General features: G+C 52.6%; 23 protein-coding genes. 11 read left to right on the top strand and 12 right to left on the bottom strand.

What is annotated here, in order from left to right; all coding sequences use genetic code 11:
- Nucleotides 1-177 precede the first annotated feature (177 nt).
- The 4 genes from J9260_RS18850 (at nucleotide 178) to J9260_RS14660 (ending at nucleotide 3,711) form a co-directional block, all read left to right on the top strand.
- Nucleotides 178-771 carry an OmpA family protein gene (locus J9260_RS18850; protein WP_210218463.1) on the top strand — a complete coding sequence of 198 codons (594 nt, stop codon included), beginning with the start codon at nucleotides 178-180 and terminating at the stop codon, nucleotides 769-771.
- 143 nt (nucleotides 772-914) lie between these two features.
- Nucleotides 915-2,042 (top strand): Re/Si-specific NAD(P)(+) transhydrogenase subunit alpha, encoded by a 1,128-nt coding sequence (locus J9260_RS14670; RefSeq protein ID WP_210218462.1) that lies wholly within the window; start codon nucleotides 915-917, stop codon nucleotides 2,040-2,042.
- A 2-nt stretch (nucleotides 2,043-2,044) separates the two neighbouring features.
- Nucleotides 2,045-2,332: an NAD(P) transhydrogenase subunit alpha part 2 gene (locus tag J9260_RS14665; RefSeq protein WP_207250353.1), complete on the top strand. Its 288-nt coding sequence runs from the start codon at nucleotides 2,045-2,047 to the stop codon at nucleotides 2,330-2,332.
- A 2-nt stretch (nucleotides 2,333-2,334) separates the two neighbouring features.
- Complete coding sequence (locus J9260_RS14660; RefSeq protein WP_210218461.1) at nucleotides 2,335-3,711, top strand: NAD(P)(+) transhydrogenase (Re/Si-specific) subunit beta; 1,377 nt, start codon at nucleotides 2,335-2,337, stop codon at nucleotides 3,709-3,711.
- Between the two features lie 58 nt (nucleotides 3,712-3,769).
- Here the strand turns inward: J9260_RS14660 and J9260_RS14655 are convergent, their stop codons facing one another.
- The 7 genes from J9260_RS14655 to J9260_RS14625 form a co-directional block, all read right to left on the bottom strand.
- Nucleotides 3,770-4,483: a 4Fe-4S binding protein gene (locus J9260_RS14655; protein ID WP_210218460.1), complete on the bottom strand. Its 714-nt coding sequence runs from the start codon at nucleotides 4,481-4,483 to the stop codon at nucleotides 3,770-3,772.
- 3 nt (nucleotides 4,484-4,486) lie between these two features.
- Nucleotides 4,487-5,152, bottom strand: coding sequence for a TorD/DmsD family molecular chaperone (locus tag J9260_RS14650; protein ID WP_210218459.1), 666 nt, complete (start codon nucleotides 5,150-5,152; stop codon nucleotides 4,487-4,489).
- The gene (locus J9260_RS14645) at nucleotides 5,152-5,886 is read right to left on the bottom strand and encodes a 4Fe-4S dicluster domain-containing protein (protein ID WP_210218458.1); all 735 of its coding nucleotides are present in this window, start codon (nucleotides 5,884-5,886) and stop codon (nucleotides 5,152-5,154) included. Before J9260_RS14645 ends, J9260_RS14650 begins: the two co-directional genes overlap by 1 nt.
- 20 nt (nucleotides 5,887-5,906) lie before the next feature.
- A complete protein-coding gene (locus tag J9260_RS14640) occupies nucleotides 5,907-8,468 on the bottom strand; it encodes a molybdopterin-dependent oxidoreductase (protein ID WP_210218457.1) in 2,562 nt (853 codons plus the stop codon).
- Nucleotides 8,465-9,355, bottom strand: a complete 891-nt coding sequence (locus tag J9260_RS14635; protein ID WP_210218456.1) for a hypothetical protein — start codon at nucleotides 9,353-9,355, stop codon at nucleotides 8,465-8,467. Before J9260_RS14635 ends, J9260_RS14640 begins: the two co-directional genes overlap by 4 nt.
- A 66-nt stretch (nucleotides 9,356-9,421) precedes the next feature.
- Nucleotides 9,422-10,645 (bottom strand): hypothetical protein, encoded by a 1,224-nt coding sequence (locus tag J9260_RS14630; RefSeq protein WP_210218455.1) that lies wholly within the window; start codon nucleotides 10,643-10,645, stop codon nucleotides 9,422-9,424.
- 42 nt (nucleotides 10,646-10,687) lie between these two features.
- Nucleotides 10,688-10,972: a hypothetical protein gene (locus tag J9260_RS14625; protein ID WP_210218454.1), complete on the bottom strand. Its 285-nt coding sequence runs from the start codon at nucleotides 10,970-10,972 to the stop codon at nucleotides 10,688-10,690.
- A gap of 264 nt (nucleotides 10,973-11,236) precedes the next feature.
- Between J9260_RS14625 and J9260_RS14620 the strand changes: the two genes are divergently transcribed.
- From J9260_RS14620 to J9260_RS14600, 5 genes are all read left to right on the top strand, one after another.
- Entirely contained in the window at nucleotides 11,237-13,135 is a 1,899-nt protein-coding gene (locus tag J9260_RS14620) for an ATP-binding protein (RefSeq protein WP_210220808.1), read from the top strand.
- Complete coding sequence (locus J9260_RS14615) at nucleotides 13,132-14,493, top strand: sigma-54-dependent transcriptional regulator (RefSeq protein WP_210218453.1); 1,362 nt, start codon at nucleotides 13,132-13,134, stop codon at nucleotides 14,491-14,493. Before J9260_RS14620 ends, J9260_RS14615 begins: the two co-directional genes overlap by 4 nt.
- Before the next feature lie 369 nt (nucleotides 14,494-14,862).
- On the top strand, nucleotides 14,863-16,893 hold the full coding sequence (gene priA, locus J9260_RS14610; RefSeq protein WP_210218452.1) for a replication restart helicase PriA: 2,031 nt from the start codon (nucleotides 14,863-14,865) through the stop codon (nucleotides 16,891-16,893).
- A gap of 109 nt (nucleotides 16,894-17,002) precedes the next feature.
- On the top strand, nucleotides 17,003-17,707 hold the full coding sequence (locus J9260_RS14605) for an SPOR domain-containing protein (protein WP_210218451.1): 705 nt from the start codon (nucleotides 17,003-17,005) through the stop codon (nucleotides 17,705-17,707).
- 45 nt (nucleotides 17,708-17,752) lie between these two features.
- Nucleotides 17,753-18,463: a Bax inhibitor-1/YccA family protein gene (locus tag J9260_RS14600; protein WP_210218450.1), complete on the top strand. Its 711-nt coding sequence runs from the start codon at nucleotides 17,753-17,755 to the stop codon at nucleotides 18,461-18,463.
- 4 nt (nucleotides 18,464-18,467) lie between these two features.
- Here the strand turns inward: J9260_RS14600 and nadA are convergent, their stop codons facing one another.
- The 4 genes from nadA to J9260_RS14580 form a co-directional block, all read right to left on the bottom strand.
- The gene (gene nadA, locus J9260_RS14595; protein ID WP_210218449.1) at nucleotides 18,468-19,517 is read right to left on the bottom strand and encodes a quinolinate synthase NadA; all 1,050 of its coding nucleotides are present in this window, start codon (nucleotides 19,515-19,517) and stop codon (nucleotides 18,468-18,470) included.
- A 2-nt stretch (nucleotides 19,518-19,519) separates the two neighbouring features.
- Entirely contained in the window at nucleotides 19,520-20,767 is a 1,248-nt protein-coding gene (locus J9260_RS14590; protein ID WP_210218448.1) for a DEAD/DEAH box helicase, read from the bottom strand.
- A gap of 88 nt (nucleotides 20,768-20,855) precedes the next feature.
- Entirely contained in the window at nucleotides 20,856-21,092 is a 237-nt protein-coding gene (locus tag J9260_RS14585; RefSeq protein ID WP_210218447.1) for a hypothetical protein, read from the bottom strand.
- 70 nt (nucleotides 21,093-21,162) lie between these two features.
- Nucleotides 21,163-21,963 (bottom strand): polysaccharide lyase, encoded by an 801-nt coding sequence (locus J9260_RS14580; protein ID WP_210218446.1) that lies wholly within the window; start codon nucleotides 21,961-21,963, stop codon nucleotides 21,163-21,165.
- Nucleotides 21,964-22,201: 238 nt separating this feature from the next.
- On the opposite strand from J9260_RS14580, the gene J9260_RS14575 reads away from it, so the two are divergent.
- Nucleotides 22,202-22,882, top strand: a complete 681-nt coding sequence (locus tag J9260_RS14575; RefSeq protein ID WP_210218445.1) for a DUF6174 domain-containing protein — start codon at nucleotides 22,202-22,204, stop codon at nucleotides 22,880-22,882.
- Between the two features lie 131 nt (nucleotides 22,883-23,013).
- Nucleotides 23,014-23,409, top strand: a complete 396-nt coding sequence (locus tag J9260_RS14570) for a hypothetical protein (protein WP_210218444.1) — start codon at nucleotides 23,014-23,016, stop codon at nucleotides 23,407-23,409.
- Between the two features lie 5 nt (nucleotides 23,410-23,414).
- Here the strand turns inward: J9260_RS14570 and J9260_RS14565 are convergent, their stop codons facing one another.
- The gene (locus tag J9260_RS14565; RefSeq protein WP_210218443.1) at nucleotides 23,415-24,344 is read right to left on the bottom strand and encodes a histone deacetylase family protein; all 930 of its coding nucleotides are present in this window, start codon (nucleotides 24,342-24,344) and stop codon (nucleotides 23,415-23,417) included.
- Nucleotides 24,345-24,352 lie beyond the last annotated feature (8 nt).

Raw genomic sequence — 24,352 nt, 5'->3', positions numbered from 1 at the left:
AAAATATGCTATGTATGTGGCGGTTCGGGGGAGATTCACCTATAATCTCACCGACTGTTGTATATTTAGCACATTGCTCACCAAAATATCCGTGAGTGTAGACCTGCCTAAGTGGGTTTGCGCAACTGATTAATTACTCAACAACTTGAAATCAAAACCAGGCTTAAGGAGATCACGATGACTCTGAAGAAAGTTGCAGGTATCAGCGTAGCTGCCCTGATGGCAGTTATGATGGCCACCACTGCTCAAGCAGCAGAAAACGGCAAATACGTCCAAGACAGCGCAGGCAAAGCTGTTAAAAACAGTGCTGGCGAATGCGTTAAAGCGCAATTCGGCAGTATGCCAGAAGGCTGTGAAGCGGCTCCAACTCCGCCACCGGCTCCAAAACCAGCTCCAGCTCCAGCTCCAAAACCAGCTCCTCTCCAGAAACTGACTATGAGTGCTGATGCTAACTTTGACTTTGACAAAGCGGTTCTGAAACCTGCTGGTCAAGCAAGTTTGGATCAATTCATGGCTGGCTTGGCTGGTTCTAAAGTATCCGGTATCAGCGTTGTTGGTCACACTGACAGCGTAGGCACTGATGCTTACAACCAAAAGTTGTCTGAGCGTCGCGCTGGCGCAGTTGCTAACTACCTGGTAAGCAAAGGCGTTCCTGCTGCTGCTATCCAAGCTGCTGGTAAAGGCGAGTCACAACCTGTTGCTGACAATGGCAGCAAAGCAGGCCGTGCAGCTAACCGTCGCGTAGAAGTTGAAGCATCTGGCACTAAGTAATTAGTTTCCACGTTTCATCAAAAGAGCCGGGCAATGCCCGGCTTTTTTTTGTTGCCCACAATGAATATTCACTCATGAATAGCATTTCGCTATGATGACAGAATTTTTATCCATCACCACACCATCCTTCTGGAGACAAAAATATGTCGATCAAAGTGGCTGTGCCCAAAGAAACAGCCGAAGGCGAACGCCGGGTTGCCATCGAGTCCAGTGTTATTGCTAAACTCGTTAAGTTGGGAGCAGAAGTCCTAGTCGAAACCGGTGCAGGCAGTGCAGCGCATATCCCTGATGCCGCCTTTAGTGGGGCTACCATTGTACCAACGGCAAACGATCTCTATCAGCAAGCCGACATCGTTCTCAAAGTCCAACCACCTTCCGATGCTGAAATTGCCCAATTAAAAGAGGGCAGCGTGTTGATTGGTATGTTGCAGCCTTACCAAAATCCAGAGCGCATCGCGGCACTTAAAGCTAAAAATATTACCGCGTATGCGATGGAGCTGATTCCGCGTATTTCGCGTGCACAAGCAATGGACGTGCTGTCTTCGCAAGCCGCTATCGCCGGTTACAAAGCCGCGATCATGGGTGCTGACCTTGCACCACGCTTTTTCCCGATGCTGACCACTGCGGCTGGCACGATCCGCCCATCCAAGGTCATTATCATTGGCGTGGGCGTGGCAGGTTTACAGGCAATTGCTACCGCACGGCGTTTAGGCGCAGTGGTTGAAGCGTATGACGTGCGTTCTGCCACCAAGGAACAAGTGCAATCCCTCGGTGCAAAATTCATCGAATTGGGCATTACGGCGGAAGGCACGGGCGGTTACGCACGCGAACTCACCGCCGAAGAAAAGCAGCAACAGCAAGAAGCCTTGGCGAAACACATTGCTACTGCTGATGTGCTGATCACCACGGCTGCGGTTCCGGGTCGTCCTTCGCCGAAAATCATTCCCGAATCCACGGTTGATGGTATGAAATCCGGCGCGGTGATTATCGACTTGGCAGCGGAAGGCGGCGGTAACTGCACCCTGACGCAACCGGGGAAAACTATTGTGCATAACGGCGTGACGATTCACGCGCCACTCAATGTGCCCAGCCAAGTGCCGGTACATGCTTCCGAGATGTACGCCAAAAACCTGCTGAACTTCCTCACCCCTATGTTGAAAGGCGGCACTTATGCCCCCGATTTCAGCGACGAAGTGATTGCAGGCGCGTTACTCACGCACGAGGGCAAGATCATGAACGCAGCCATTCGCCAACTGGTTGAAGGAGCATAACAATGGACGGTTTTATTGCAATTTACATCTTCATCCTCGCCGGATTCGTCGGCTATGAAGTGATTTCCAAAGTGCCAGTGATCCTGCACACCCCGCTCATGTCGGGTTCAAACTTCGTCCACGGCATCGTCTTGGTCGGCGCAATGGTGGTGTTAGGTCAGGCGGAAGGCTTTATGGAACAACTGGTCGGTTTCATCGCGGTGGTGCTGGCAGCGGGTAACGCGGTCGGCGGTTACGTTGTGACCGAACGGATGCTGGAAATGTTTAAAAGCAGCAAAGGGGGTAAATAAACATGAACCTGTTTGTTGAAATCTTTTATCTGGCAGCCGCTGTGCTGTTCATCCTCGGCCTGAAGCAAATGGCTTCGCCGGTCACTGCGCGTCGCGGGATCGTGTGGGCAGGTATCGGCATGGTGCTGGCAACGCTCATCACCTTTGTCCACCCGCACGTTAACAGCAACTATTTGCTGATTATTATCGGTATCGCGGTCGGCGGTGGCATTGCGTGGAAAACCGGTAAAGAAGTCGCGATGACTGACATGCCGCAAATGATTGCGCTCTACAACGGCATGGGCGGCGGTGCAGCAGCGGCGATTGCAGCGGTCGAATTGATCAAGCACGAGCCGATGGATGGCACGGTGCAATTGCTGGCGGTGTTCGGCGCATTGATTGGTTCGGTGGCGTTCTCCGGCTCGTTGATCGCGTTTGGCAAGTTGCAAGGTATCAAGCAATTGCGCGGTGCGTTCCGTTTCCACAATCAGCAACGCATTAACGCGGGATTGTTTATCGTGGTGGCGTGGATGGGGCTGGGCATTGCAACTAGTGGCACGGATTACGGCATGTTTACGCTGTTCCTGTTCTTCGCACTAGCGTTGGCGTTTGGTGTGATGATGACGCTGCCGATTGGTGGCGCGGATATGCCGGTAGTGATTTCCCTCTACAACGCCTTCACGGGGCTTGCGGTTGGTTTTGAAGGTTATGTGCTGGACAACCCGGCGATGATGATTGCGGGCATTGTAGTGGGTTCTGCGGGTACGTTGCTGACGCAATTGATGGCAAAAGCGATGAACCGCCCGATTACCAACGTGCTGTTCAGCAATTTCGGCGAAACCACGGGTGAAGCGCAGGAAGTCAGCGGTTCGATGAAGGCGATTGAATCCCCCGACGCTGCCATCATGATGGCGTTTGCGGAAAAGGTCATTATCATCCCCGGTTACGGCATGGCGGTGGCGCAAGCGCAGCACAAGATTTGGGAAATGACCAAGCAATTGCAAGAGCGCGGTGTCACCGTGAAATTTGCGATTCACCCAGTGGCAGGGCGGATGCCGGGACACATGAACGTGTTGTTGGCGGAAGCGGGCGTGCCATATGACATCATCTACGATCTGGACGAGATCAACGAAGAGTTCAAAACGGCGGACGTAGCCTTGGTCATCGGTGCGAACGACGTGGTGAACCCGATTGCGCGGACTGATCCGAACAGCCCGATTTACGGGATGCCGATTTTGAACGCGGATTACGCCAAGAACGTGATCGTGGTTAAACGTGGTCAGGGTGCTGGCTTCTCCGGGATCGAGAACCACCTGTTCTTCGCCGACAACTGCCGGATGCTGTATGGCGACGGTCAGGCGGTGGCGAGTGAATTGATTGCGAATATGAAAGAGCTGTAACGCGCTTTCTTTGCCATGCGGGTGGGGCAGAGCTTGTTTTGTCCCACCTACGGGTCGATCAATAGACCTGAAACAACTGCCGATGATGGTTCGTTTGGGCGCAAATCCGGCAGTGCTGTTTTACCGCATTGCCATCCGCCGGGTAGTGAAAATGGCTGCCACACGCTTTACAACGCGCTTGCACCAAAGGAATCGTGGTATTGCCCACTTGCTGATCCACTGGCTGCATTTGCCGGACTTCAACCGCATCCCGCTCACATACATCCATACAAATCCCACATCCCGTGCAATGCTCCGCCTGAATTCGGTAGGCAAGGGTTTGCTCATCGTCGCTGTTCTCCAGTTGTAACGCCTGATGTGGACAGAGCTTTATGCACGCATCACAGCCATTACAATTTGCTAGACTAAGCATTGGGACAAAGGGGATTAGGGGTAAAGCCACGGGCGGAGCCATGCTGTCTTCTGCGGAGAACACCAAGGCTTTGCGCAAAAACTGACGGCGATTGATGGCTGGTGTGACCTCCACCACGGGGCTATTTCCCACTAATGCTGATTCGGTACAAGCGGCGACACACAAGCCGCAACCATCACAACGTGAGGTATCAATCTTCAAGCTGGCATCATCCAGCAGCCATGCCTCCTGCGGACAGGCATCCACGCAACGGGTGCAGCTCGCCACTTCGCAGAGGCTGTGGACGCAGCGTTCAGGGATAACTTCCGGGATCACCCATTCTTGTTTAAGTTGTTTGAACCACCCCAGCGATAAACTCATGGTTTACCAGCTCGGCGCAACGCCGGGGTAATATTGCATGGTTTGCGGCTGTGCCGCTACCCGCTGCCGAACCTTCATACGGGTCTCGATTTCCTCGTGGGTCGGGCGTGGCACACCCAGTATGTCTACTAGAGTCATGCGCAATTTGTCGATGTGGTTGTACGTCAATAAAGCAAGATAGGCGTAAAAAACAGTATCGCAACGGTCAACGACCCGGATGGCAAACGGCTGTAGCCAGCGCAACAAGTGTTCGTCCATAAAAAGGGCAACTTCTTGCAGTATTGCCTGCGGATCATCCTCCGCCTTGTCCAGTAAATGAGCAATGAACAAGAGCTGATTGACCAAGTTATCATCAGCCATCTTGCGCCAGTTGGGAACCGCCAGCCCATGCTTCGCATACCATTCGCGTACTTGAAACATGGGTTGTTGGCAAATCAGTTCTTCATCATCTATCCACACCGATTCTTGCGGCGAGGCATGGAAACGACCATTCAGATAGATGTCAGCAAAGTCGGTTGCTAATTCATCTAACAAACTGTCCGGTATTTCCTGCGGAAAGTCTTGGGCGAGTGGGAAGTCAATCGCTTGTAATTCCTGTATCCGTTCCCGTGTCAGTTCCGTAGCGTGCAAATCCGCCAGCAGCCGTAAGTCATTGGCTATATCCAGCATTACTTCGGCTCCTTGGGTGGTTCTTTGGGTGCATCCACTGCATCCACCCGCCCGTTGCTATGCGCGATAAACACGATCGAAGGATTCGTCAATTCCGGGTCTGCCATGCTTTTGACCTGACGTACCAGCTTATCCTTTTCGTGCGGAGCCATTGCCTTGGTCGGGTAAGTGGCTTCGCGCAGCTTGTCGATGGGGCCAATATCGAGCACCCGCATCATGCACGCCATCACGCAATACGGTTTGCGCCCCGCATCAATCTCATCCACACACATATTGCACTTGGACACGATGTTCTGTTCGGGGATGAATTGCGGCGCACCATACGGGCAAGCGGCTTCACAACGGCGGCAGCCAATGCACAGGCTGGAATCAATATCGACGATGCCATCTTTTTTGCGCTTGTAGATTGCACCAGTAGGGCAGGTCGGCAAGCACGCGGGTTCAGCGCAATGGTTGCACGACATATTGACTTTGTAGGCATACACTGCGGGGTAAGTGCCACCTTCCACGTACATGACTCGGCGGAAACGTGGCCCCGGAGCCAAGCCGTTTTTGTCCTTACAAGCGATTTCGCAGGCGCGGCAACCGATGCAATCGACATTGTTGTGGATGAAACCGAATTGCTGGGCAGGTACAACAGGGGTGTAAACCTCTTTCTTGTGCCGCACGATAGCTTCCTTGATCGTGGCCTTGTCCTGTAATACCGGATTCTTGGGTACTGGCTCGTTTGCCATAGGGAATTCTCCTCGAAAGATTACAGGTCACGCCGGAACACATGGCTGCGGGCAGTTGCCAGCCTGTCCCAACCGGGTTTGTGTGCAAGGTCGGTTTTCTGGATGCTTGCCAGCACCGTGTTGTAAGCAAACGAACCAGCCGGGCTGGGTTCATCCAACGTCAGCATGTCGGGGTTGCCGGAACGGTCGACGCCATTTTCATCTAAATCCAACCACGCACCTTCGTAGATCACCAACACACCGGGCATACAGCGTTCGGTCACATACGCTGGCACAACCACCTTGCCACGATCATTGAACACTTCCACGGTATCGCCGGTTTTGATACCGAGCTTTTTGGCATCGGAAGCGTTGATGGTGACTTCCTGTTCGTAGGTTTCACGCAGCCAGCCGATATTGTTGAAAATCGAATGGGTGCGGTGGCGCGGGTGCGGTGAAATCAGGTGGAACGGGTGTTTGGCGGTTTTTTCCTTGTCACCCAGATATTCCCACGGCTCAATCCATTTGGGGATGGCAGGAATTTCATAGCCGTAAGCCGTTTTTGTCCAGTCGTCATACTGTGCCAATTGCCCCGAAAAGATTTCGATCTTGCCGGATGCGGTAGGCCAAGGCACGCCTTTTTCCACGTTATCCTGAAACGCAACGTGGGGGCGATCCAGCTTGAATTTGTAAATGCCGTATTTCTGGAATTCGTCCCATGACATCTCAACGTGTTGATGCGCCATGACTTTGTGTTCCCACCATTCTTGCAGGTAGGCATTATCCACTGCATCGTTGTATAGGAAATAATCGCGGTTGGCTTTGGGGTTATAACGCTTGCCAAACTGATCACCGCCCAGCCGGTAAGCCAGTTCAGTGTAGATTTGCAGGTCGGTTTTACTTTCACCTAGCGGTTCAATCACTTTAGGGCGGTGGATGTAGTAATGCCCCTTGTACCAAGGCAATGCCACGTCATGGCGTTCAAAGTGCGTGGCAATCGGGAACAATACATCCGCATACAAGCCGGATGGGGTAATGGTGGAATCGTTACACACCACCAAATCCAGCTTGTTGATTGCCTGAATTTCTTTATTGATATTGGTGAGTTGGTTAAACCAGTCTGAGCCTTGCCAGAAAATGCCGCGAATATTGGGAATGACCCCATCACCCGCCTTGCCACCCGGCCATAAGCCAATCTCTTCGCGCTTTACATTCGGGTAGTTCAATACGCAATGCGCCCAGCGGTCAGATTTGATGGATTCGTAAAACACATTGGCGAATTCGTCGTAAGGGTAGGCAACCCCTTCGGCGTGCCATGCCTTGCCGATGCCTTCCGCACAGCCGCCCAAAATACCGATATTGCCGGTCATGGACTGCAACGCGGCTGCCATGCGGTTGTATTGTTCGCCGTAAGCGTTGCGCCCCGGAGCCCAGGACGCTTTGAGCGCGGCAGGTTTGGTGGTGGCGTACAATTGCGCCAATTTCTTAATGTCGTCGGCGGATACACCGCAAATCTCCGCTGCCCATTCCGGCGATTTCGGGGTGTTGTCGTATTTGCCGAGGATATAATCCTTGAAGTTTTCCTTGTCCTTCGCCCACTCTGGCATCGTGCCAGCATCCATGCCTTGCACAAATTTATTGATGAAGTTTTGGTCTTGCAGGTTGCTGGTGAAAATGTGGTGCGCCATCCCCGCCATCATTGCCGCATCGGTATTGGGGCGGATCGGAATCCACCAGGCATCATACGCAGACGCGGAATCGGTATATTGCGGGTCAACCAGCACAAACTTGCAGCCGTTCTGCTTCGCCATGCGCATGTAGTAGAAGGTATTGCCGCCGTGGAAGGTATACGCTGGATTCCAGCCCCACATAATGATCAGTTTGGAATGCGCAAACGTGTCATCTTCATTGCCGTCTTCAATCGTGCCGAAGGTGGTTTTCGAGCTGAATTTCGTGCCTTCATACGAGGGTACTGACCACGAACTGGTGCGGCAGCCGTACATGCCGAGAAAACGCCCCAGCAAGCCTTCAATCTGGTCGGATTTGTGCAATACGCCGTAGGATGCGCCCGCGTAACTTTGGTCAAGCAGGGCAGTGGGGCCGTATTTGCTTTTCAGCTCTTCCATTTTGCCCGCAACATGATCGAGTGCCGCATCCCATGAGGCGCGTTTGAATTTGCCTTCGCCACGCTTGCCCGTGCTAATCATCGGGTAGAGCAAACGTTCCTGCGAATACAGGCGCGAACGGTAGGAACGCCCGCGCAAACAAGCCCGCATTTGCGGTTCTTCAAACGTGTCTTTGCCGAATTCACCGCCTTTTTGGTAACGCCCGTCGTCGGTGGAAAGGCGCACGATCACATCGCCTTTCTTGTGCGCCACCAGCATGTGGCGCGAGCCGCAATTGTGGGCGCAACTGGTGACGACTGTGGTCAGGTCGTTGTCGCGTGGGTAAGGTTCATACGCAAACGCCTTGGCTTCCTTGGGTTTGAGCGTCAGGCCACCGGCTGCAATGGCGGCAGAACCGACTGCGGTGGTTTTAAGGAAGCTGCGCCGATCCATCTTCAGGGCGGATTTCAGCTTGTCTTGCCAGCTTGGTTCACTCATGGCTTGCTCCCTTCAATCAAAAAACGTAGGTCGGATTCGGTGGGGCGATCTTTCGCCCAATCAGGTACAGTTGCGCCTGCTCCCGCCCATGCGTGGCGCGGGTAGGGGAAACTGGTGCGATACCATGCGCGTCCGCCGTGGCAGCCGTAGCAAGAATCGCTGTTGGCAACGCCTTCTTGTTCAATCCCGGCGGCATTGAGGAAATTGACCTTGTGGCGGTTGGTGCGGATCGCTGCGTGGCACAGTAAACAGTTGTTCTGGAACGCTGCACCGCTTTCATGCCAAGGCCCCGGTAAGCCCATGTTCTGATAGGGAAATTGCCCGTGGCACATCAAACAGGTATTCGGGTCAACCATCTTGCGCATGGTTAAGTCGGTTGGGCTGTCAGCCGCCGTGCCGGACACTTCGTCGCGGGGGTTATTACCCTGATGGCAGGTGGTGCAGCTCATATTGGCAACCTTTTTAATAAAAGGTGCAGTCAGGTGACGCTGGTGGAAGGTCATTTGTTCGCCTTCATAGGTAGCAAGCGTTTGATACCACGCCAGCGTGTCAGTTTTCTTTAAGCCTGCTGGGGATGCATCACGGGTGTTGGTGTCCAGCACCTCCTGATGGCATTTCAAGCAATCGGCATCCGTGGCTTTATCAATGGCAGGTTTGAAGTGGATGGGGTCGTAGCGGACGCGCTGGTAATCGCTGCTCACTGGGGGCGCGGCGGCTACTGCGGGTGTCGCTGGTGCTTCTTTCGGTGCTGTTGCTGTTGTGGTTGTGCTGGGTTCAGGGGCGGGTGCGCTATTGGAGTTTGACATGAAATGTACGCTGAACCCTCCCACAACCGCAATGACAAGGGCTAGTACGCCGACCCACCATTTATCCGTGCCTGCATTCATGAATGTGACTCCTTGGTAAAAGCCTCCCTCCCTTGGCAGGAGAGAGGCTGGGGTGAGGGGGATTTTTTATTTAGCTGGTGGTGTCCAAGTTTGACCTTGCATCCCAGACATGCCGTTCATGCCGCCCATGCCTGACATTCCGTTCATGCCACTCATACCATCCATGCCTTGCATCCCAGACATGCCATTCATGCCGCCCATGCCTGACATTCCGTTCATCCCTGACATTCCGTTCATCCCAGACATGCCATTCATGCCGCCCATGCCGGACATCCCGTTCATCCCCGACATGCCATTCATGCCGCCCATACCTGACATTCCGTTCATCCCAGACATACCATTCATGCCGCCCATGCCTGACATCCCGTTCATGCCTGACATACCACTTTGGGAATCAGCCCATTCAACACAGACCATTGCTGGGTTGCCGCTCATCCCAGACATGCCATTCATGCCTTGCATCCCACCCATGCCTGACATTCCGTTCATCCCCGACATGCCATTCATACCGCCCATGCCTGACATTCCGTTCATGCCACTCATTCCATCCATGCCTTGCATCCCGTTCATGCCGCCCATGCCAGACATTCCATTCATGCCACCCATGCCAGACATTCCGTTCATGCCCGACATCCCATTCATGCCTTGCATCCCACCCATGCCAGACATCCCATTCATGCCACCCATGCCACCCATGCCACCCATGCCAGACATTCCGTTCATGCCCGACATGCCATTCATACCGCCCATGCCGGACATCCCATTCATCCCCGACATGCCGTTCATGCCGCCCATACCTGACATTCCGTTCATACCTGACATGCCTGTTTGAACAGGAACCCATTTGGTACAAACTTTGTTACCAGACATCCCCGACATGCCGCCCATGCCAGACATCCCGTTCATTCCTGACATGCCATTCATGCCGCCCATACCTGACATCCCGTTCATCCCAGACATGCCATTCATGCCGCCCATGCCTGACATTCCGTTCATCCCAGACATGCCATTCATGCCGCCCATACCTGACATCCCGTTCATTCCTGACATGCCATTCATGCCACCCATACCTGACATCCCGTTCATGCCCGACATGCCATTCATGCCGCCCATACCTGACATCCCGTTCATGCCCGACATGCCATTCATGCCTTGCATCCCGCCCATGCCGGACATGCCATTCATACCTGACATGCCGCCCATGCCTTGTTGTTGTTCAGCAAACACTACGGGGGAAAGCAGCATCGCACCGACCAACATAGCCAAGGTTTTTTTAACAAACTGTTTCATTTGAAGTCTCCATCGATTAACTAACGGTTACGTTTCAGAACTTTACTTGTCGGTATGCCAGCCGCGCAGATCATAAGGCGGAGTCATGCCAGCATGGGTGAAGGGGCTAAACCAGTTGCCCTGATTTTCCAGAAAGTGCAGCGAAGCGGGGTAGGGTTGTGCCACACCAGTTAACGCGCTTGCGTACCAAGCCGCATCTTTTTGAACTTCAGTCACAGCAGGGGCAGTGGCGGGGCGTTCCGCCGGGTTTGTGCCTGCGATATAGGCAATTTCGCCTGCCTGTGCGGTAGTAGCCAGCAGCGCGAACAGGAAATGGTGCATTCGCATGTCGAGTTCTCTCCTCTCTCATATCCTTCATCCACCCTCCATACAGCAGGAACTGTGCCAAATGTTGAGGAATCTAATTAATTATTTGATATATATGATATTTTTAGTTATTTTCTCGGTGGGCAGATAGGTATTTCGGATCATGAATTTATGACAATATGTCATATTTCTGGTGACATCTTGTCACGCCAAAAGTTGATCAAGACATTTTGTCATTAAGTGCGTTACACTCTTCTCTTCAAAATAGGGAGTTATTTCGTGCCTATGCCTACGCAACACCTGAGCCGCCGCTTTATCATCTTCCTGTTTGGGGTATTGGGGTTGGTGTCGGTGTGTTTTTTGCTGATGTTTTACTATTTCTACAGTGCGCAGATTGCGGATGAGCGTACCCAAGCCTCGCATTCGGTCAGCCTGTTGCTGAAGTCGTCGCTGGAAGGTGCGATGTTGCGTCGCGACCTGCCCGGTTTGCGTGACATTATCAGCGATTTGGGCAAGCAAGAGGGGGTGAAGGAAGTGATGATCCTCAATCCGGCGGGTGAGGTGCGCTTTGCGTCGCAGCCGCAACGCTTGGGGCAAACAGAAGTAGCTATCATCCAGCAATTTTGCCCGGATTGTACCGCCGCAAGCCTGCCGCTCGAACCCGTCACCCGTTTCTTTACCCCAAGCAATGGCGGTGAGTTACTGCGTACTTTCCACCCGGTCAGGAATAAACCGGAATGTATGCAATGCCACGGCAGCGCAGCATCCCACCCCGTCAACGGCATTCTGGTGGTGGATTACGATGCTGCACCGATCCGCGAGAAAGGTTGGGTAAATATCCTGATGTTGACCGGTGCAGGGGCGGTAGCGGTACTGTTCAGCGCGGGCGCGGCATGGTGGTTTATGCGGCGTTATGTGCTGCAACCGATTAGCAGCCTCGATACCGCCAGCCATGCCTTGTCGCAAGGCAATCTCGCCGCCCGTGTCCCCGTGCGGGGCAAGGATGAAATGGCAAACCTCGCCAACACTTTCAACCACATGGCGGAACGCTTGCAACATAGCCATCAGGTATTGCAAAGCCGCGAACAGTTCCTGCAAGGCTTGATTGATGCCGTGCCGGATGGGGTGCGGGTGATCGACCCGTATTTCCAGATTGTGCTGGCAAACCGTGCTTATGCGAACCAATGTGGTGTTGATTCTGCGGAAAGTTTACGCCAGCAATACTGTTACAAGGTCACTTACCAGCGTGATACGCCTTGCCCTCCATCGTTGCGTAGTTGCCCGCTGGCGATGCTGAGTGCCGAACAACCGACATTGAAATTCATGGAAACCCTGCATCGGGCTGATGCGTCCTTGTTATCCACCGAAGTGTACGCGGCGCGTTTGCCCGTGGTTGCAGGGGAAGCGGTTGCCTCAGAATGTCTGGTGGTGGAATCGGTGCGCGATCTGGATAAGGCGGTGCAGTATTCGCACGAACAAAAACTTGCCTCGCTGGGCGAGTTGGCGGCAGGCGTTGCCCACGAAATCCATAACCCACTCGCATCGGTACGCATTGCGCTGCAAGCCAGCGATCAGATATTGGATACTTCACAGGAAAATGTGACGGAGCTGAAAGATTACCTGCATCTGGTAGACGAACAAGTGGAACAATGCCTCAACGTGACTCGCCGCCTGATGAAGCTTGGTACGCTTGCCAGCGGGCATCCCGAACTGGTGGAGGTGAACGGTGTGATTCGCGAAACCCTGTCCCTGTTGCGTTTCGAGCGCGAACAACAAGGGATTGGCGAAGCGTTGAAACTGGATTCCAGCAATCCGCGCATCCTCGCGGCGGATAACGATGTGCGTATGATTATCCTGAATCTGGCGCAAAATGCCTTCCACGCCATGCCAGCGGGCGGCGAATTGCGGGTCATTACCCGCAAACAGGGTGCTACGGTTGAAATTCGGGTGGAGGACTCGGGTACGGGCATTCCCGACGCGATTCTGGCGCATATTTTCGACCCGTTTTTCAGCCGTCGTCATGACCAACGTGGCACTGGGTTGGGGCTGACCATTACCCGCACGCTGGTCAAACAACATGGCGGTCAAATACAGGTGGCGGAACATGCGGCAGGGAAGACGGCATTTGTGCTGCATTTTCCCGATGCGGATGACGTGCAAAACGTGGCTCAGGAGGCAGCATGATTCCCTTGGTATTGGTGATTGACGACGACGTAACCCTGAATCGTTTGATGGTGGGGCAGCTCAACCGCATGGGGCACGCGGCAACCGGGGTGCATTCATGGGCGGCGGCGCAGGCGTATTTGCAACAACATGACCCGCATCTGGTGCTGCTGGATTGCCAGTTGCCGGATGCGCGGGGGCGCGACATTTTGCCGCAATTGGTCGGGGATTGCCCGGTGATCATTATTACCGCTTATGGCAGCGTAAAGGAGGCGGTCGGGGCAATGCAGGCAGGTGCGGCTGAATACTTGCTCAAGCCGGTGAATCTGGACGAGTTGCAACTGGTGATCCGCAAAGTGCTGGACGCGCACAGCATGAAACAGGAATTTCTCTACCTCAAAGAGCAGGTGCAAAAGCGCAAGTCCTTCATGGTCGGGCAAAGTCCTGCCTTGAAGGAGGTAGAAAACATGATTGGTGCGGTTGCCCCCAGCATGATGACGGTGCTGATTCAGGGCGAAAGCGGGGTGGGCAAAGAATTGGTTGCCCGCGAAATCCACGAACGCAGCCAAGTCGCTAGTCGCAGTTTCGTCGCTTTGGATTGCTGCACCATGCAGGAAAACCTGTTCGAGTCGGAACTGTTCGGGCATGAAAAAGGCGCGTTTACCGGTGCGGATCGCCAGAAAAAAGGGCTGATCGAAAGCGCCGAAGGTGGCACGCTGTTTCTGGATGAAATTGGTGAAATTACTCCAGCGATTCAGGCTAAATTGTTACGGGTGCTGGAAACTGGGCGTTTCCGGCGGCTGGGTGGTACTCGTGACTTAAGTGCCAACGTGCGGGTAGTTGCTGCTACCAACCGCGATTTGCTGGCAATGTCGCAGGAAGGTACGTTCCGGGCGGATCTGTTTTACCGTCTGAATGCCTTTACCATTTACGTGCCGCCGTTGCGCCAACGCAGTGACGATATTCCGGCATTGGTGAAACATTTTATCAATAACCACGACTTTTCGCGGCGGGTTAACAAGCACTTGAGCGAGGAGGCGTTGGCAAAACTGGTGGCGTATCCGTGGCCGGGGAATATTCGTGAACTCAAAAACATGGTGGAACGGGCGATTATCCTGTCGGGCGATACAGCGCGGATTTTGCCGGGGCATATTATGTTGAGTGATTGCGCTGCGGCAACAGGTGTTGTATCTGTGGATACTAAGGGAATTAGCTTGGATTTTAAGCATATACCTACACTGGAAGATTTGGAGCAGCATTATCTGCACGTATTGCTGGATAAATTCAGTGGGCATCGGGGTAAGGTGGCGAGAGCCTTGGGTATTAGTGAGCGCAATGTGTACCGCCTGCTAAAGAAGAATGAGTTTATGGAAACTTGACTATCAAGTCTTGACAATCGCCAAAAAAGCCCGGTTCGTCCGGGCTTTTTTATAAGTTGTCCACATATTCATCGGCTGTTAACAATCTTGCTATCTTTGTCAAGAAATTAATTTTATTTGCTGTTATCTATTTGATTTTTAAATTAAAATTTAGCATGATTGATTTTTAACCAAAGCGTGAAAACGCTTATGCAGCAAGGGCTGGAGGCAGATTTCCGCAGTTCATCCACAGAGTTATCCACAGGTTTTGTGCATAACCTCACAACTATCCACAGAAACAAGCAGTTGCCGCGCTTTTGGAGGTTCGCCTTCAACTATCTTGATAAAACTCGTCCAGAATGTCGCCGGGGCTTCTGGTAAACTCGGTGCATGGATCAACCCTCAACTTTAGTACACGTCGCGATCCCGCGTCCGTTGCACACACTCCTCAGTTACAGCGTAACGGCAGGTGAAATACCTGCGGTGGGTGTGCGTGTTGCCGTGCCTTTAGGTAAAGGGGTGAGCGTGGGGCTGGTTTTGGGGGTGGAAGCGGTAGCCGCCGACTCAGAATCTGAGTTCGCGATTAAGCCGATTCAGGCGGTGCTAGACACTGAGCCGTTAGCAGATGCGCATTTGCTGGCGTTGTTGGAATGGGCGGCACGTTACTACCATTGCCCGCTGGGTGAAGTGATTTTTAGCGCGTTACCAGCGGCATTGCGTAAAACTAAGCCATTGTCAAAAGCGATGCAGCGTTTGCTCAAGCCCGCTGCACAGCCCGCAGCAATCGCCGTCGAGCCAGACAATGCGTTACAGCTTACCGCGTCACAGCAAGCGTGTTTGCAGAGTATTCAAACTTGGAATGCTGAAAGTACCCCGCGCCCAGTGTTGTTGCACGGGATTACCGGCAGTGGCAAAACCGAAATTTACTTGCGGTTGATGACTCCGTTGCTGGCGGCGGGCAAGCAGGTGTTGGTGATTGTGCCGGAAATCGGTTTAACCCCGCAGTTATTGACGCGCTTTGCCCATTTTTTCGCGGAAATCCCCACGGTATGCCTGCACTCCGGTTTGAGTGATGGGGAACGTTTTAAAGCTTGGTTACGCGCTCGCAGTGGGCAGGCACAAATTATTATTGGTACACGTTCGGCGATTTTTACCCCGGCTCCGTCACTGGCATTGATTGTGATTGATGAGGAACACGATGCCTCGTTAAAACAGCAGGACGGGTTTCGCTATCACGGGCGCGATTTGGCGATTAAACGGGCGCAGATGCTGGCTATTCCGGTATTACTGGGCAGTGCCACCCCTGCGTTGGAATCGTTGTATAACGTGCAGACTGGGCGTTACCGTTATTTGCGGTTGGAACAACGTCCGGGTAGTGCGCGTCCACCGGCATTGCAAGTACAGGATACGCGCCCGTTTGAGTTGCAGGCGGGGTTAACCCCCGACACCTTGCAGGCATTGCGGAATACGTTGTTGCGCGGTGAGCAAGCAATGGTGTTTTTAAACCGCCGGGGTTTTGCTCCCGCGTTGTATTGCCCTTCGTGTGGTTGGCAGGCCGATTGTGCGCATTGCAGTGTGAAAATGACTTGGCACGCCCGCCGTAACCGTTTGGTATGCCATCATTGCGGTGCGGAACAAGCCACGCCGACTGAATGCCCCAGTTGCAAAAATCCGCAATTGACCACCCAAGGGCAGGGTACGGAGCGTTTGGAATTGCTGTTGCAAAACCATTTCAGCGGCTTTCCGGTGGTGCGTATCGACCGTGACAGCACCAGCCGCAAAGGTGAGCTGGAGGAAAAGCTAAGTGCAGTGCGTACTAATGAACCGTTGATTTTGGTGGGGACGCAGATGTTAGCCAAAGGTCATGATTTCCCCAATTTGACCTTGGTGGTGATTATGGACATTGATCATGCGTTGCTGAGTACCGATTACCGCGCGTTGGAACGCTTAGGGCAATTGCTGGTGCAAGTCGCGGGGCGTGCCGGACGTGCTACCAAAGCGGGGCAGGTGATTTTGCAAACCAGTCAGCCACAACACCCGTTATTGCAGCAATTAGTGGGGCAGGGTTACACCCCGTTTGCCAAGCAATTGCTGGAAGATCGCGCCCGTTGGTCATTTCCGCCTTACGGTTATCATGCGTTGATTCGTGCCAGCAGCGAAACCCTTGAACCAGCGTTACGTTTACTGGAATTTATCGCGGAACGCCTCAAGGCCAGTGAGCAAGTGATTCAGTGTTTAGGCCCGGTTCCAGCACCGATTGAAAAACGTGCAAACCGTTACCGGGCGCAATTGCTATTGGGCAGTAAACAGCGCGGCGCATTGCACACCGCCCTCGATTTTTTGTTGGCAGGTGGGGTGAAATTGCGCGGCTGTTCGGGGGTGCGTTGGTCAATTGATGTTGATCCTGTCGATTTCAGTTGACCATCAGTCGCTAGATTATTGAAAATAACCGTTAATCCAAGGTTAATAGCCGTATCTTACCTAGGTTTTCGCTATACTTGCGCTAACCGCGAATTTGAGAATCACCGCAATGACCAAAGACTTTAAAAAACAAGCGGCCTCTGACAGCACTTTCAGCCAATACGGGATGGGCTGGATGCTAGGGGGAATAGCTATCGGCTTGCTCGTTGGCTTAGGGTTGTATGCCATGAATAATGACAAACCTGCCAGTGACAGTGCCGCCACTACGCCGAACACAACCACTACCCCAGCGGTTGTCAGTGCACCGAGTAATACCAGTGCATCGCCTAATCCGGCAAATAATCCGGCGTTACGCGATACCGCGCCTTCAGAACCGGACGGTAATGAACCACCGGGTTTCAGTTATCACGCAGTATTGCCGCAGTTAGAAGTGGGCGTACCCATTGTCGTACCGGAGCCTCCAGCTGTGGTTGCTAACAAAGACACCAAGCCAAAACCTGAAACCAAGCAGGAATCCAAACCCGCCACTAAGCCAGCGGAAGCCGCAACCGACCCGGCAACACCTGCGACTACTGCAAAATTGGGTAAGGTCAATGGTTTTCAGCTAGGTTCGTACAAAACCGAAGCGCAGGCGACTTCCTTACAAGCGCGGGCTAAAGCCAGCGGTTTAAACAGCAGGGTAGAAAAAGCGGATGTCAACGGCGTGCCCATGTTCCGGGTGCGTATTGGCCCCGCGACGACGCAGGCGATGCTAGACAAGTGGGAAAAAACGTTGACAGGTATGGGAATTACCCCGATGGCTGTGCGTATGTAATCATAAAAACACGCTCATTGATTTAAAACTGAAGGAGTTAACACAATGGCACAATTGGACATTCACAGCGGCACTATCGTCGCTCATGCCAGCGAAACGGAACGCGCTGGCTTTATTCGGCGCACTTACCTGCATTTAGGTGGGGCGATCTTGGCGTTTGTTGGGGTGGAATCCCTGCTGATCCAATCCGGCGTGGCGGAGTCATTCCTGCACCTGTTGCAAGGCAGTAAGTGGATGTGGCTGGTAGTCATGGGCTTGTTTATGGTGGTGTCTTACGTCGCTGATAAATGGGCGCACTCGGCTATTTCCAAAGAAATGCAATACGCGGGTTTGGGCTTATTTGTGCTGGCAGAAGCCGTAGTATTCATGCCGCTGATTTACATTGCGTTGAGCAAAGCCCCGGATGTCTTGGGTCACGCGGTGTTATTGACGCTGATGTTAGTGGCGGGGATTACCTTTACCGCATTTACCACCCGTAAAAACTTCGCGTTTTTGGGGCCGATTCTCAATATTGGTGGATTGATTGCGCTGGGCGTGATTGTTGCCAGTATGGTGTTTGGCTTTACGCTGGGCTTGGTGTTTTCCGGGATTATGATTGCGTTTGCAGCGGCAGCGGTACTTTACAGCACTTCCAATATCATCCACGAATACCACACTGAACAACACGTTGCTGCGTCATTGTCGTTGTTCTCCAGTGTGGGCTTGTTGTTCTGGTATATCCTGCAATTTTTGATGAGCTTGATGGGCGACGATTGATCGTTTAACCGCGCCGCATTTTAGCAAAATCCAGCATCCGCTGTGTTGAGCGCAACGCTTGCACACGGATGCTTTCTTCCACGAAGATTTCATTCCCACCCGATTCCAGCACTTTCAATAAATTATGCAGGCCATTCATTGCCATCCAAGGGCAGTGCGCACAACTGGTACAGGTCGCGCCTTCGCCCATTGTTGGGGCGGCAATAAAGACTTTACCGGGTGCGGCTTGCTGCATTTTGTAGAAAATACCGTTGTCAGTCGCCACGATAAAGCGTTGCTGCGGTAAGGTCTGTGCGGCCTTGATCAGTTGCGAGGTGGAGCCGACCGCATCCGCTAACTTGATGATTTCCTCAGGCGACTCGGGGTGTACCAAAATACCTGCATCGGGATATTTCTCAATCAAATCACCCAAGGCGCGGGATTTGAATTCGTCATGCACCACGCAAGCCGCTTGCCAGCGCAACATATCCGCACCGGTAAGACGCTGGATGTAATTGCCCAAATGCTTGTCAGGAGCCCAGAGGATTTTCTTGCCCTGTTGGTGCAGCCAAGTTACTAAATCGACCGCAATGCTGGAGGTGACAACGTAATCCGCCCGTGCCTTCACTTCCGCACTGGTATTGGAATAAACGACGACAGTACGGTCGGGATTTTCATCACAAAACGGAATAAATTGGTCGGCGGGGCATTCCAAATCCAGTGAACATTCGGCTTCCAGCGTTGGCATTAACACGCGCTTTTCCGGGTTCAGAATCTTCGCGGTTTCGCCCATGAAACGCACGCCTGCGACAATCAGGGTTTTTGCGGGGTGTTCATTGCCAAATTTCGCCATATCCAGCGAGTCGGATACGTAACCGCCGGTTTCTTCCGCCAATTCCTGCAAATCGCGTTCGACGTAATAATGCGCTACCAGCACTGCGTCCTGCTCTTTGAGCAGGCGTTTGATTTTGTCCTTCACCACCGCTTTTTGTTCGGGGGTGTAATGCGGGTTCAGGGCTTCAATGTGCGCGGTGTGCGGGACTTTGATGATGGGGATATTGATGGTTTTAGTCATGATTAACGCTTCTTTCCTTTCTTCGCCGCTGCTTTCTTGGCGAGTTTCTTCTTTTTGCTGCCTGCGGCTTTGCCAGAGGCTTTGAGTTTTTTGGGGCCGGTGTAAGTGCCTTCCAAGCCTTCAATGGTACGCCGTTTGAAATTTTGTTTCAAAAATCGCTCGATATTGATCATTAAATTCCATTCGCTGGCTTGCACCAAAGCCACGGTAATGCCGCTGGTATCACCGCGCCCGGTACGCCCGATGCGGTGGATGTAATGTACCCCAGTGCGTGGCATATCGAAATTGACGACCAGTTCCACACCTTCAATATCCAGCCCGCGTGCCGCCAGATCAGTGGCAATCAAGGTGTTGATCGTGCCGAGGCGGAATAACGCCATAATGCGGTTGCGTTCTTTTTGATCCATTTCGCCGTGCAATACGCCGCAACGCACCCGTTTGCCCTGCAATACGCCGCTTAAACTGTCGGCTTGAGCGCGGCTATTAGTGAAGACGAGGGCTTTGTTAAAGGTTTCGTTTAACAGCAGCCATGCTAAAAGGTTTTGTTTGTGCGCGGTGTTGTCGGCAATGATGACCTGTTGTTCGAGGTTTTCGTGCTGATCATACAGGCTATTGAGGCGCACCATTTCCGGGTCGCGTAAAACTTTTTCGGCGATTTTGATAATGCCGTATTGCTGCAAGGTGGCGGAAAACAGCAGCGTCTGGCGTTGCGGGTTGCTCGCGGTGGCAATGGTTTGCAGGGCTTGGCTGAAGCCCATGTCTAACATACGGTCGGCTTCGTCCAGAATCAGCACTTCCAGCCGTGAAAAATCAGGGGTTTGCGCTTCCATCAATTCCAGCACGCGCCCCGGTGTGGCAATCACGATTTCAGCATTTTTGCGCAACAGGGTTTGCTGTACTCGGAAATCTGCCCCACCGGTAATTAAACCGACTTGCAGGCTGGTGAATTCCAGTAGTTGCTGACATTGTTGGTAAATTTGTTTCGCCAATTCACGGGTAGGCACGAGTACCAACGCCCGCGTGCCGTAAGCCTCGGTCGGGGTTGCTAATAACTGCTGGAGGGTGGGCAATAAAAATGCGACGGTTTTGCCGCTGCCGGTTTCCGCGCTGACCAGTAAATCGCGCCGCGCTAATGCACGCGGAATCGCTGCGAGTTGTACCGCTGTGGGCTGTTGAAACCCTAGTTTCTGCACAGCCTGCAACAGCGGTTCAGCAAGGTCAAAATCGGCAAAGGCTGGGGTGGTTTCCATGAAAGATCGTCGTCCGCTGCGATAAAGATGCAGCATAACCGATTATTCATCGCCAGCGTAGGGTTTGCCGCCGCGCCGTTGCCCCGAACTATTTACCCAAGGCGCGATAGCGTGTCATCAGCACCCCGGTAATTTCCGTGACGCTGCCCAGCATCGAAGGATCGAGCAGTTCGTGGATAAAATCCAGCTCATCCAACACTTTGTCGATCTTGTCGCGGGTATCGTAGCTGTCGATTTCCCCTGCAATTTTCTGCAAATAAGCGTAAGGGTTGTCTGCGATTGCCGAAACGCCCTTCATATTGCTTTCAAAAACGCCGTCTACCATGATTTATGCTCCTTCATCGTCGTTATCTTCAGGAGCGTAACTATAGCTAAATCCGCGTCGCTCGCAAAATCTAGTCAAGCGGCGCGTGGGATAAGCGGATGTCGTCAAAATCAATGTAGTTATTCCAACGCGGAGCCCAGTCCTGCGTATTGCCGCCGTAATAAGTGCTGAAGTAAAACGAATCAATCTTGCCTTTATCGCCGTGCCGCCATTCCATGTCTTGGCGGTGGGTGACTTGCTTGCCATCCAGCCACACGCTGTAAATACCGTCGCGTTTGCCGGAGCTATTGAGGCGAATCCGCTGGGTAATGGTTTGCCATTTCCCCGGTGTGACTTGCGCATCAATTGGCCAAAAATCCCCGAATTTGCGGTTGGCAGGCATTCCCACATAATACAAATACGGTACTAAACGCCCCTGTTCGACCCACATTAGCCGCGCTGTCCAGCCATCACCATCCAGCGGTTTATGCGCGTTGGAATATTTACCCCCACCGCTGGTCAAGCCCGGTAGTTTTCCGCCTTTGGCAAAATCGAAGCCAGGTTGAAAGCGCACCCGATAACGCAGGTAATATTCATTGGCAGGCGGCAAATTCACCAGAAATTGCCCGCCATTGTGTTCCGGCCCCACGGTGTTTGCAGGGTAAGTAACGCGCAAAAAACGTGCGTTATTATCCTTGCCATCGGTAGCAATGTGGGCGCGTTGGCGTGTGCCATCCCACATTAGATTTGCCCAGTCATGGCGCAGCAACGCACCAGTGTAAGTTTGTAAAGGATGTTGATTAAACGAGATATTAACATCATTAGCCGCAGCGGCAGGAGTGAGTGGACTTGCCAACAGTACGCCTGTCAGCCAACAGTAAAGGTATTTCATGATTATGCCCGGTCATTCTTATCCAGTTTTGGAGTGTCATCATTGACCAAAAGTTCCAGCCCAAACGTAGATTGGGCATTGAGCTACGCGGTTGTCATGCGTTTGGGCATCTACCGGTTGTCAGATAGTGTTGGTGTGCCAAGATTCGCCTATTTAGGATGGAAGACTCCCCAACCCCATTGGGGCGTTCGAGTGTCTTTATTTAATGAAATGAAAACAAACCCCTAAGGCATTAATTATGAAAAAACTTGTTTTTTTGAGCATTCTGCTCTCAAGCAATATGGCATTTGCAGTTAGCACCGATGCACCGATAGTCTTTAAAGCACCGGAGGGCATGGTCTGTAAAGGTGATCCAAACAGTGCGGAGGGGATTTACTGCGTTAGTGAAAACCCACCAGTTGCCGTTGCTCCAGAACCGATTAATTCCCCTGCGCCACCGATAGGTAACAAGCCAGACCCTAAAATGCCTCAAATCAAGCGACGTTATGAGGCAAATCTCAAGAAGTGGCAGGCAAGAAAACTGCAAAACTATACTTTTACACTGCAACGCAGTTGTTTCTGCTTACCGGAGTACACAACGCCCATGACGATTACTGTCAACAATGGAAAAATTGTTTCCGCTGTGGCAGAAAGTCTGATGGTGGAAATAAAGGACGATGGCAGTGAAACCACGCCTAAGATGGTGGATGTCAGTGATCGTGCTATGACTGTGGATCAATTGTTCAATGAAATTAAGCAAGCAATTGATAATAAAGCGGCATCAGTCAATGTAAAATATGACGCAAGATGGGGCTACCCGCGCTCTATTTACATTGATTTGGATACAAGAATGGCAGATGAGGAAATAGCCCTAACGAGTACGGCGTTGAAACCAATATCTGGTAATACCGTTATCAAGCCATTGCCTGTCACCAAGTAATCTTGAAAAGTAGACTCAGGGTGTTGAATATTTTCTGCCCTGAGTCGCTAAAAGTGTTAAGTAAGCCACAGCTTTTGCTAAAATCCGCTCGAAGTGTTCCTAAATAATAACCCGATAGAGTCTTTACCCCCATGAATGACTTTGGCAGCACCTTCTGGACTATCATTTTTATCTTTGCGCTTGCGTGGCTGGCCTACTATTTTGGCTGGCAGCGCGGTCACGCCTACGGCTATCTGGAAGGTGAGGAAGAGGGCAAGAAAAAAGGCAAAGCCGAAGGTGAAAAGCTCGGTATCACCAAAGGCGTTACCGAACGGGTATTAAACAGCATTGCTGGTTCCAGAGGTGGGGTGTTGGAAGACACTGAAAAAGCGGTGCGCGAACAGCTTTACGCCAAACTCACCGAGAAAGCACCGCCCCCTAAAAAGCCGCCCGGTTTTATGGAATCCCTAGTCGACGGCTTGAAAAAGTTGTTTTGGTGGGCGTTGCTCACCGGCATTGTGGCCTTGGTGGTTTATAACACCAAGTAACCGGCTCAATGGAATTCCGCTAATTCCTTGATATGGGTAGTGACGCTGCGCCCCAGCGGGGATAATTCGTAACCACCTTCCAAGCACGATACCACGCGCCCATCGCTGAATTCTTTGGCGATTTGACACAATTCGCGGGTAATCCACTGGTAATCGCGTTCCACCAGATTGAACCCGCCCATGTCGTCTTCAAGGTGCGAATCAAATCCCGCTGAAATCATTACCAGTTGAGGCTGGAATTCCCGTAACGCGGGCAACCAAGTAGCACTAACCGCTTCACGCCATGCGGCTCCACCCGTACCCGCAGGCAATGGTAAGTTACGCAAATTCGGATAATTGGTATCCGCGCCAGTAAACGGGTAAAACGGATGCTGGAACGATGAGCAAAACATAACGCGCTGTTCGTCGCGGAAAATTTCTTCCGTGCCGTCACCGTGGTGTACGTCGAAATCAATAATCGCAATGCGTTCCAAAGCGTAAACTTCCAGCGCGTGTGCCGCCCCGACTGCTACGTTATTGAAAATGCAAAAGCCCGCCGCGCAGTTACGTCCGGCATGATGACCGGGTGGGCGCACTGCGCAAAAAGCGTGTTTGTGTGTGCCAGCCATGACCAAATCCACAGCCATGACGGTTGCGCCTGCTGCGTGTAATGCCGCATCCAAGGAATGCACATTCATCCCGGTGTCGCCATCCAGCATCGAAAAGCCCGTTTGAGGGGCGGTGGCAAAGACCCGTTCCACGTAATCGGCATCGTGCGCCCGCAATAAGTGTTCGCGTTCGGCGCAATGCGAATCGTAATGCCGCGAAATCCAGTCAACGCCCGACATGATCATGCGATTGTTGATAGCGTCCAAACGTTCGCCACATTCGGGGTGATGGGGTGTCCCATTGTCGTGTAAATTGCAATGGGAATGGGTTATTACAGCAACTGTCATGTCTTTTT

It is taken from the genome of Thiothrix unzii, from assembly GCF_017901175.1.
Lineage (GTDB): Bacteria > Pseudomonadota > Gammaproteobacteria > Thiotrichales > Thiotrichaceae > Thiothrix > Thiothrix unzii.
This window is presented reverse-complemented; position numbering and strand designations above follow the sequence as displayed.

Coding starts and splice junctions, on each gene's coding strand:
- J9260_RS14660 (WP_210218461.1), top strand. CDS start 2,335: ATGAACCTGTTTGTTGAAATCTTTTATCTGGCAGCCGCTGTGCTGTTC.
- J9260_RS14645 (WP_210218458.1), bottom strand. CDS start 5,886: ATGGCAAACGAGCCAGTACCCAAGAATCCGGTATTACAGGACAAGGCC.
- priA (WP_210218452.1), top strand. CDS start 14,863: ATGGATCAACCCTCAACTTTAGTACACGTCGCGATCCCGCGTCCGTTG.
- J9260_RS14565 (WP_210218443.1), bottom strand. CDS start 24,344: ATGACAGTTGCTGTAATAACCCATTCCCATTGCAATTTACACGACAAT.
- J9260_RS14620 (WP_210220808.1), top strand. CDS start 11,237: ATGCCTACGCAACACCTGAGCCGCCGCTTTATCATCTTCCTGTTTGGG.
- J9260_RS14655 (WP_210218460.1), bottom strand. CDS start 4,483: ATGAGTTTATCGCTGGGGTGGTTCAAACAACTTAAACAAGAATGGGTG.
- J9260_RS14570 (WP_210218444.1), top strand. CDS start 23,014: ATGAATGACTTTGGCAGCACCTTCTGGACTATCATTTTTATCTTTGCG.
- J9260_RS14630 (WP_210218455.1), bottom strand. CDS start 10,645: ATGAAACAGTTTGTTAAAAAAACCTTGGCTATGTTGGTCGGTGCGATG.
- J9260_RS14575 (WP_210218445.1), top strand. CDS start 22,202: ATGAAAAAACTTGTTTTTTTGAGCATTCTGCTCTCAAGCAATATGGCA.
- nadA (WP_210218449.1), bottom strand. CDS start 19,517: ATGACTAAAACCATCAATATCCCCATCATCAAAGTCCCGCACACCGCG.
- J9260_RS14625 (WP_210218454.1), bottom strand. CDS start 10,972: ATGCGAATGCACCATTTCCTGTTCGCGCTGCTGGCTACTACCGCACAG.
- J9260_RS14590 (WP_210218448.1), bottom strand. CDS start 20,767: ATGGAAACCACCCCAGCCTTTGCCGATTTTGACCTTGCTGAACCGCTG.
- J9260_RS14580 (WP_210218446.1), bottom strand. CDS start 21,963: ATGAAATACCTTTACTGTTGGCTGACAGGCGTACTGTTGGCAAGTCCA.
- J9260_RS14600 (WP_210218450.1), top strand. CDS start 17,753: ATGGCACAATTGGACATTCACAGCGGCACTATCGTCGCTCATGCCAGC.
- J9260_RS14670 (WP_210218462.1), top strand. CDS start 915: ATGTCGATCAAAGTGGCTGTGCCCAAAGAAACAGCCGAAGGCGAACGC.
- J9260_RS14640 (WP_210218457.1), bottom strand. CDS start 8,468: ATGAGTGAACCAAGCTGGCAAGACAAGCTGAAATCCGCCCTGAAGATG.
- J9260_RS14615 (WP_210218453.1), top strand. CDS start 13,132: ATGATTCCCTTGGTATTGGTGATTGACGACGACGTAACCCTGAATCGT.
- J9260_RS14650 (WP_210218459.1), bottom strand. CDS start 5,152: ATGCTGGATATAGCCAATGACTTACGGCTGCTGGCGGATTTGCACGCT.
- J9260_RS14585 (WP_210218447.1), bottom strand. CDS start 21,092: ATGGTAGACGGCGTTTTTGAAAGCAATATGAAGGGCGTTTCGGCAATC.
- J9260_RS14605 (WP_210218451.1), top strand. CDS start 17,003: ATGACCAAAGACTTTAAAAAACAAGCGGCCTCTGACAGCACTTTCAGC.
- J9260_RS14635 (WP_210218456.1), bottom strand. CDS start 9,355: ATGAATGCAGGCACGGATAAATGGTGGGTCGGCGTACTAGCCCTTGTC.
- J9260_RS14665 (WP_207250353.1), top strand. CDS start 2,045: ATGGACGGTTTTATTGCAATTTACATCTTCATCCTCGCCGGATTCGTC.
- J9260_RS18850 (WP_210218463.1), top strand. CDS start 178: ATGACTCTGAAGAAAGTTGCAGGTATCAGCGTAGCTGCCCTGATGGCA.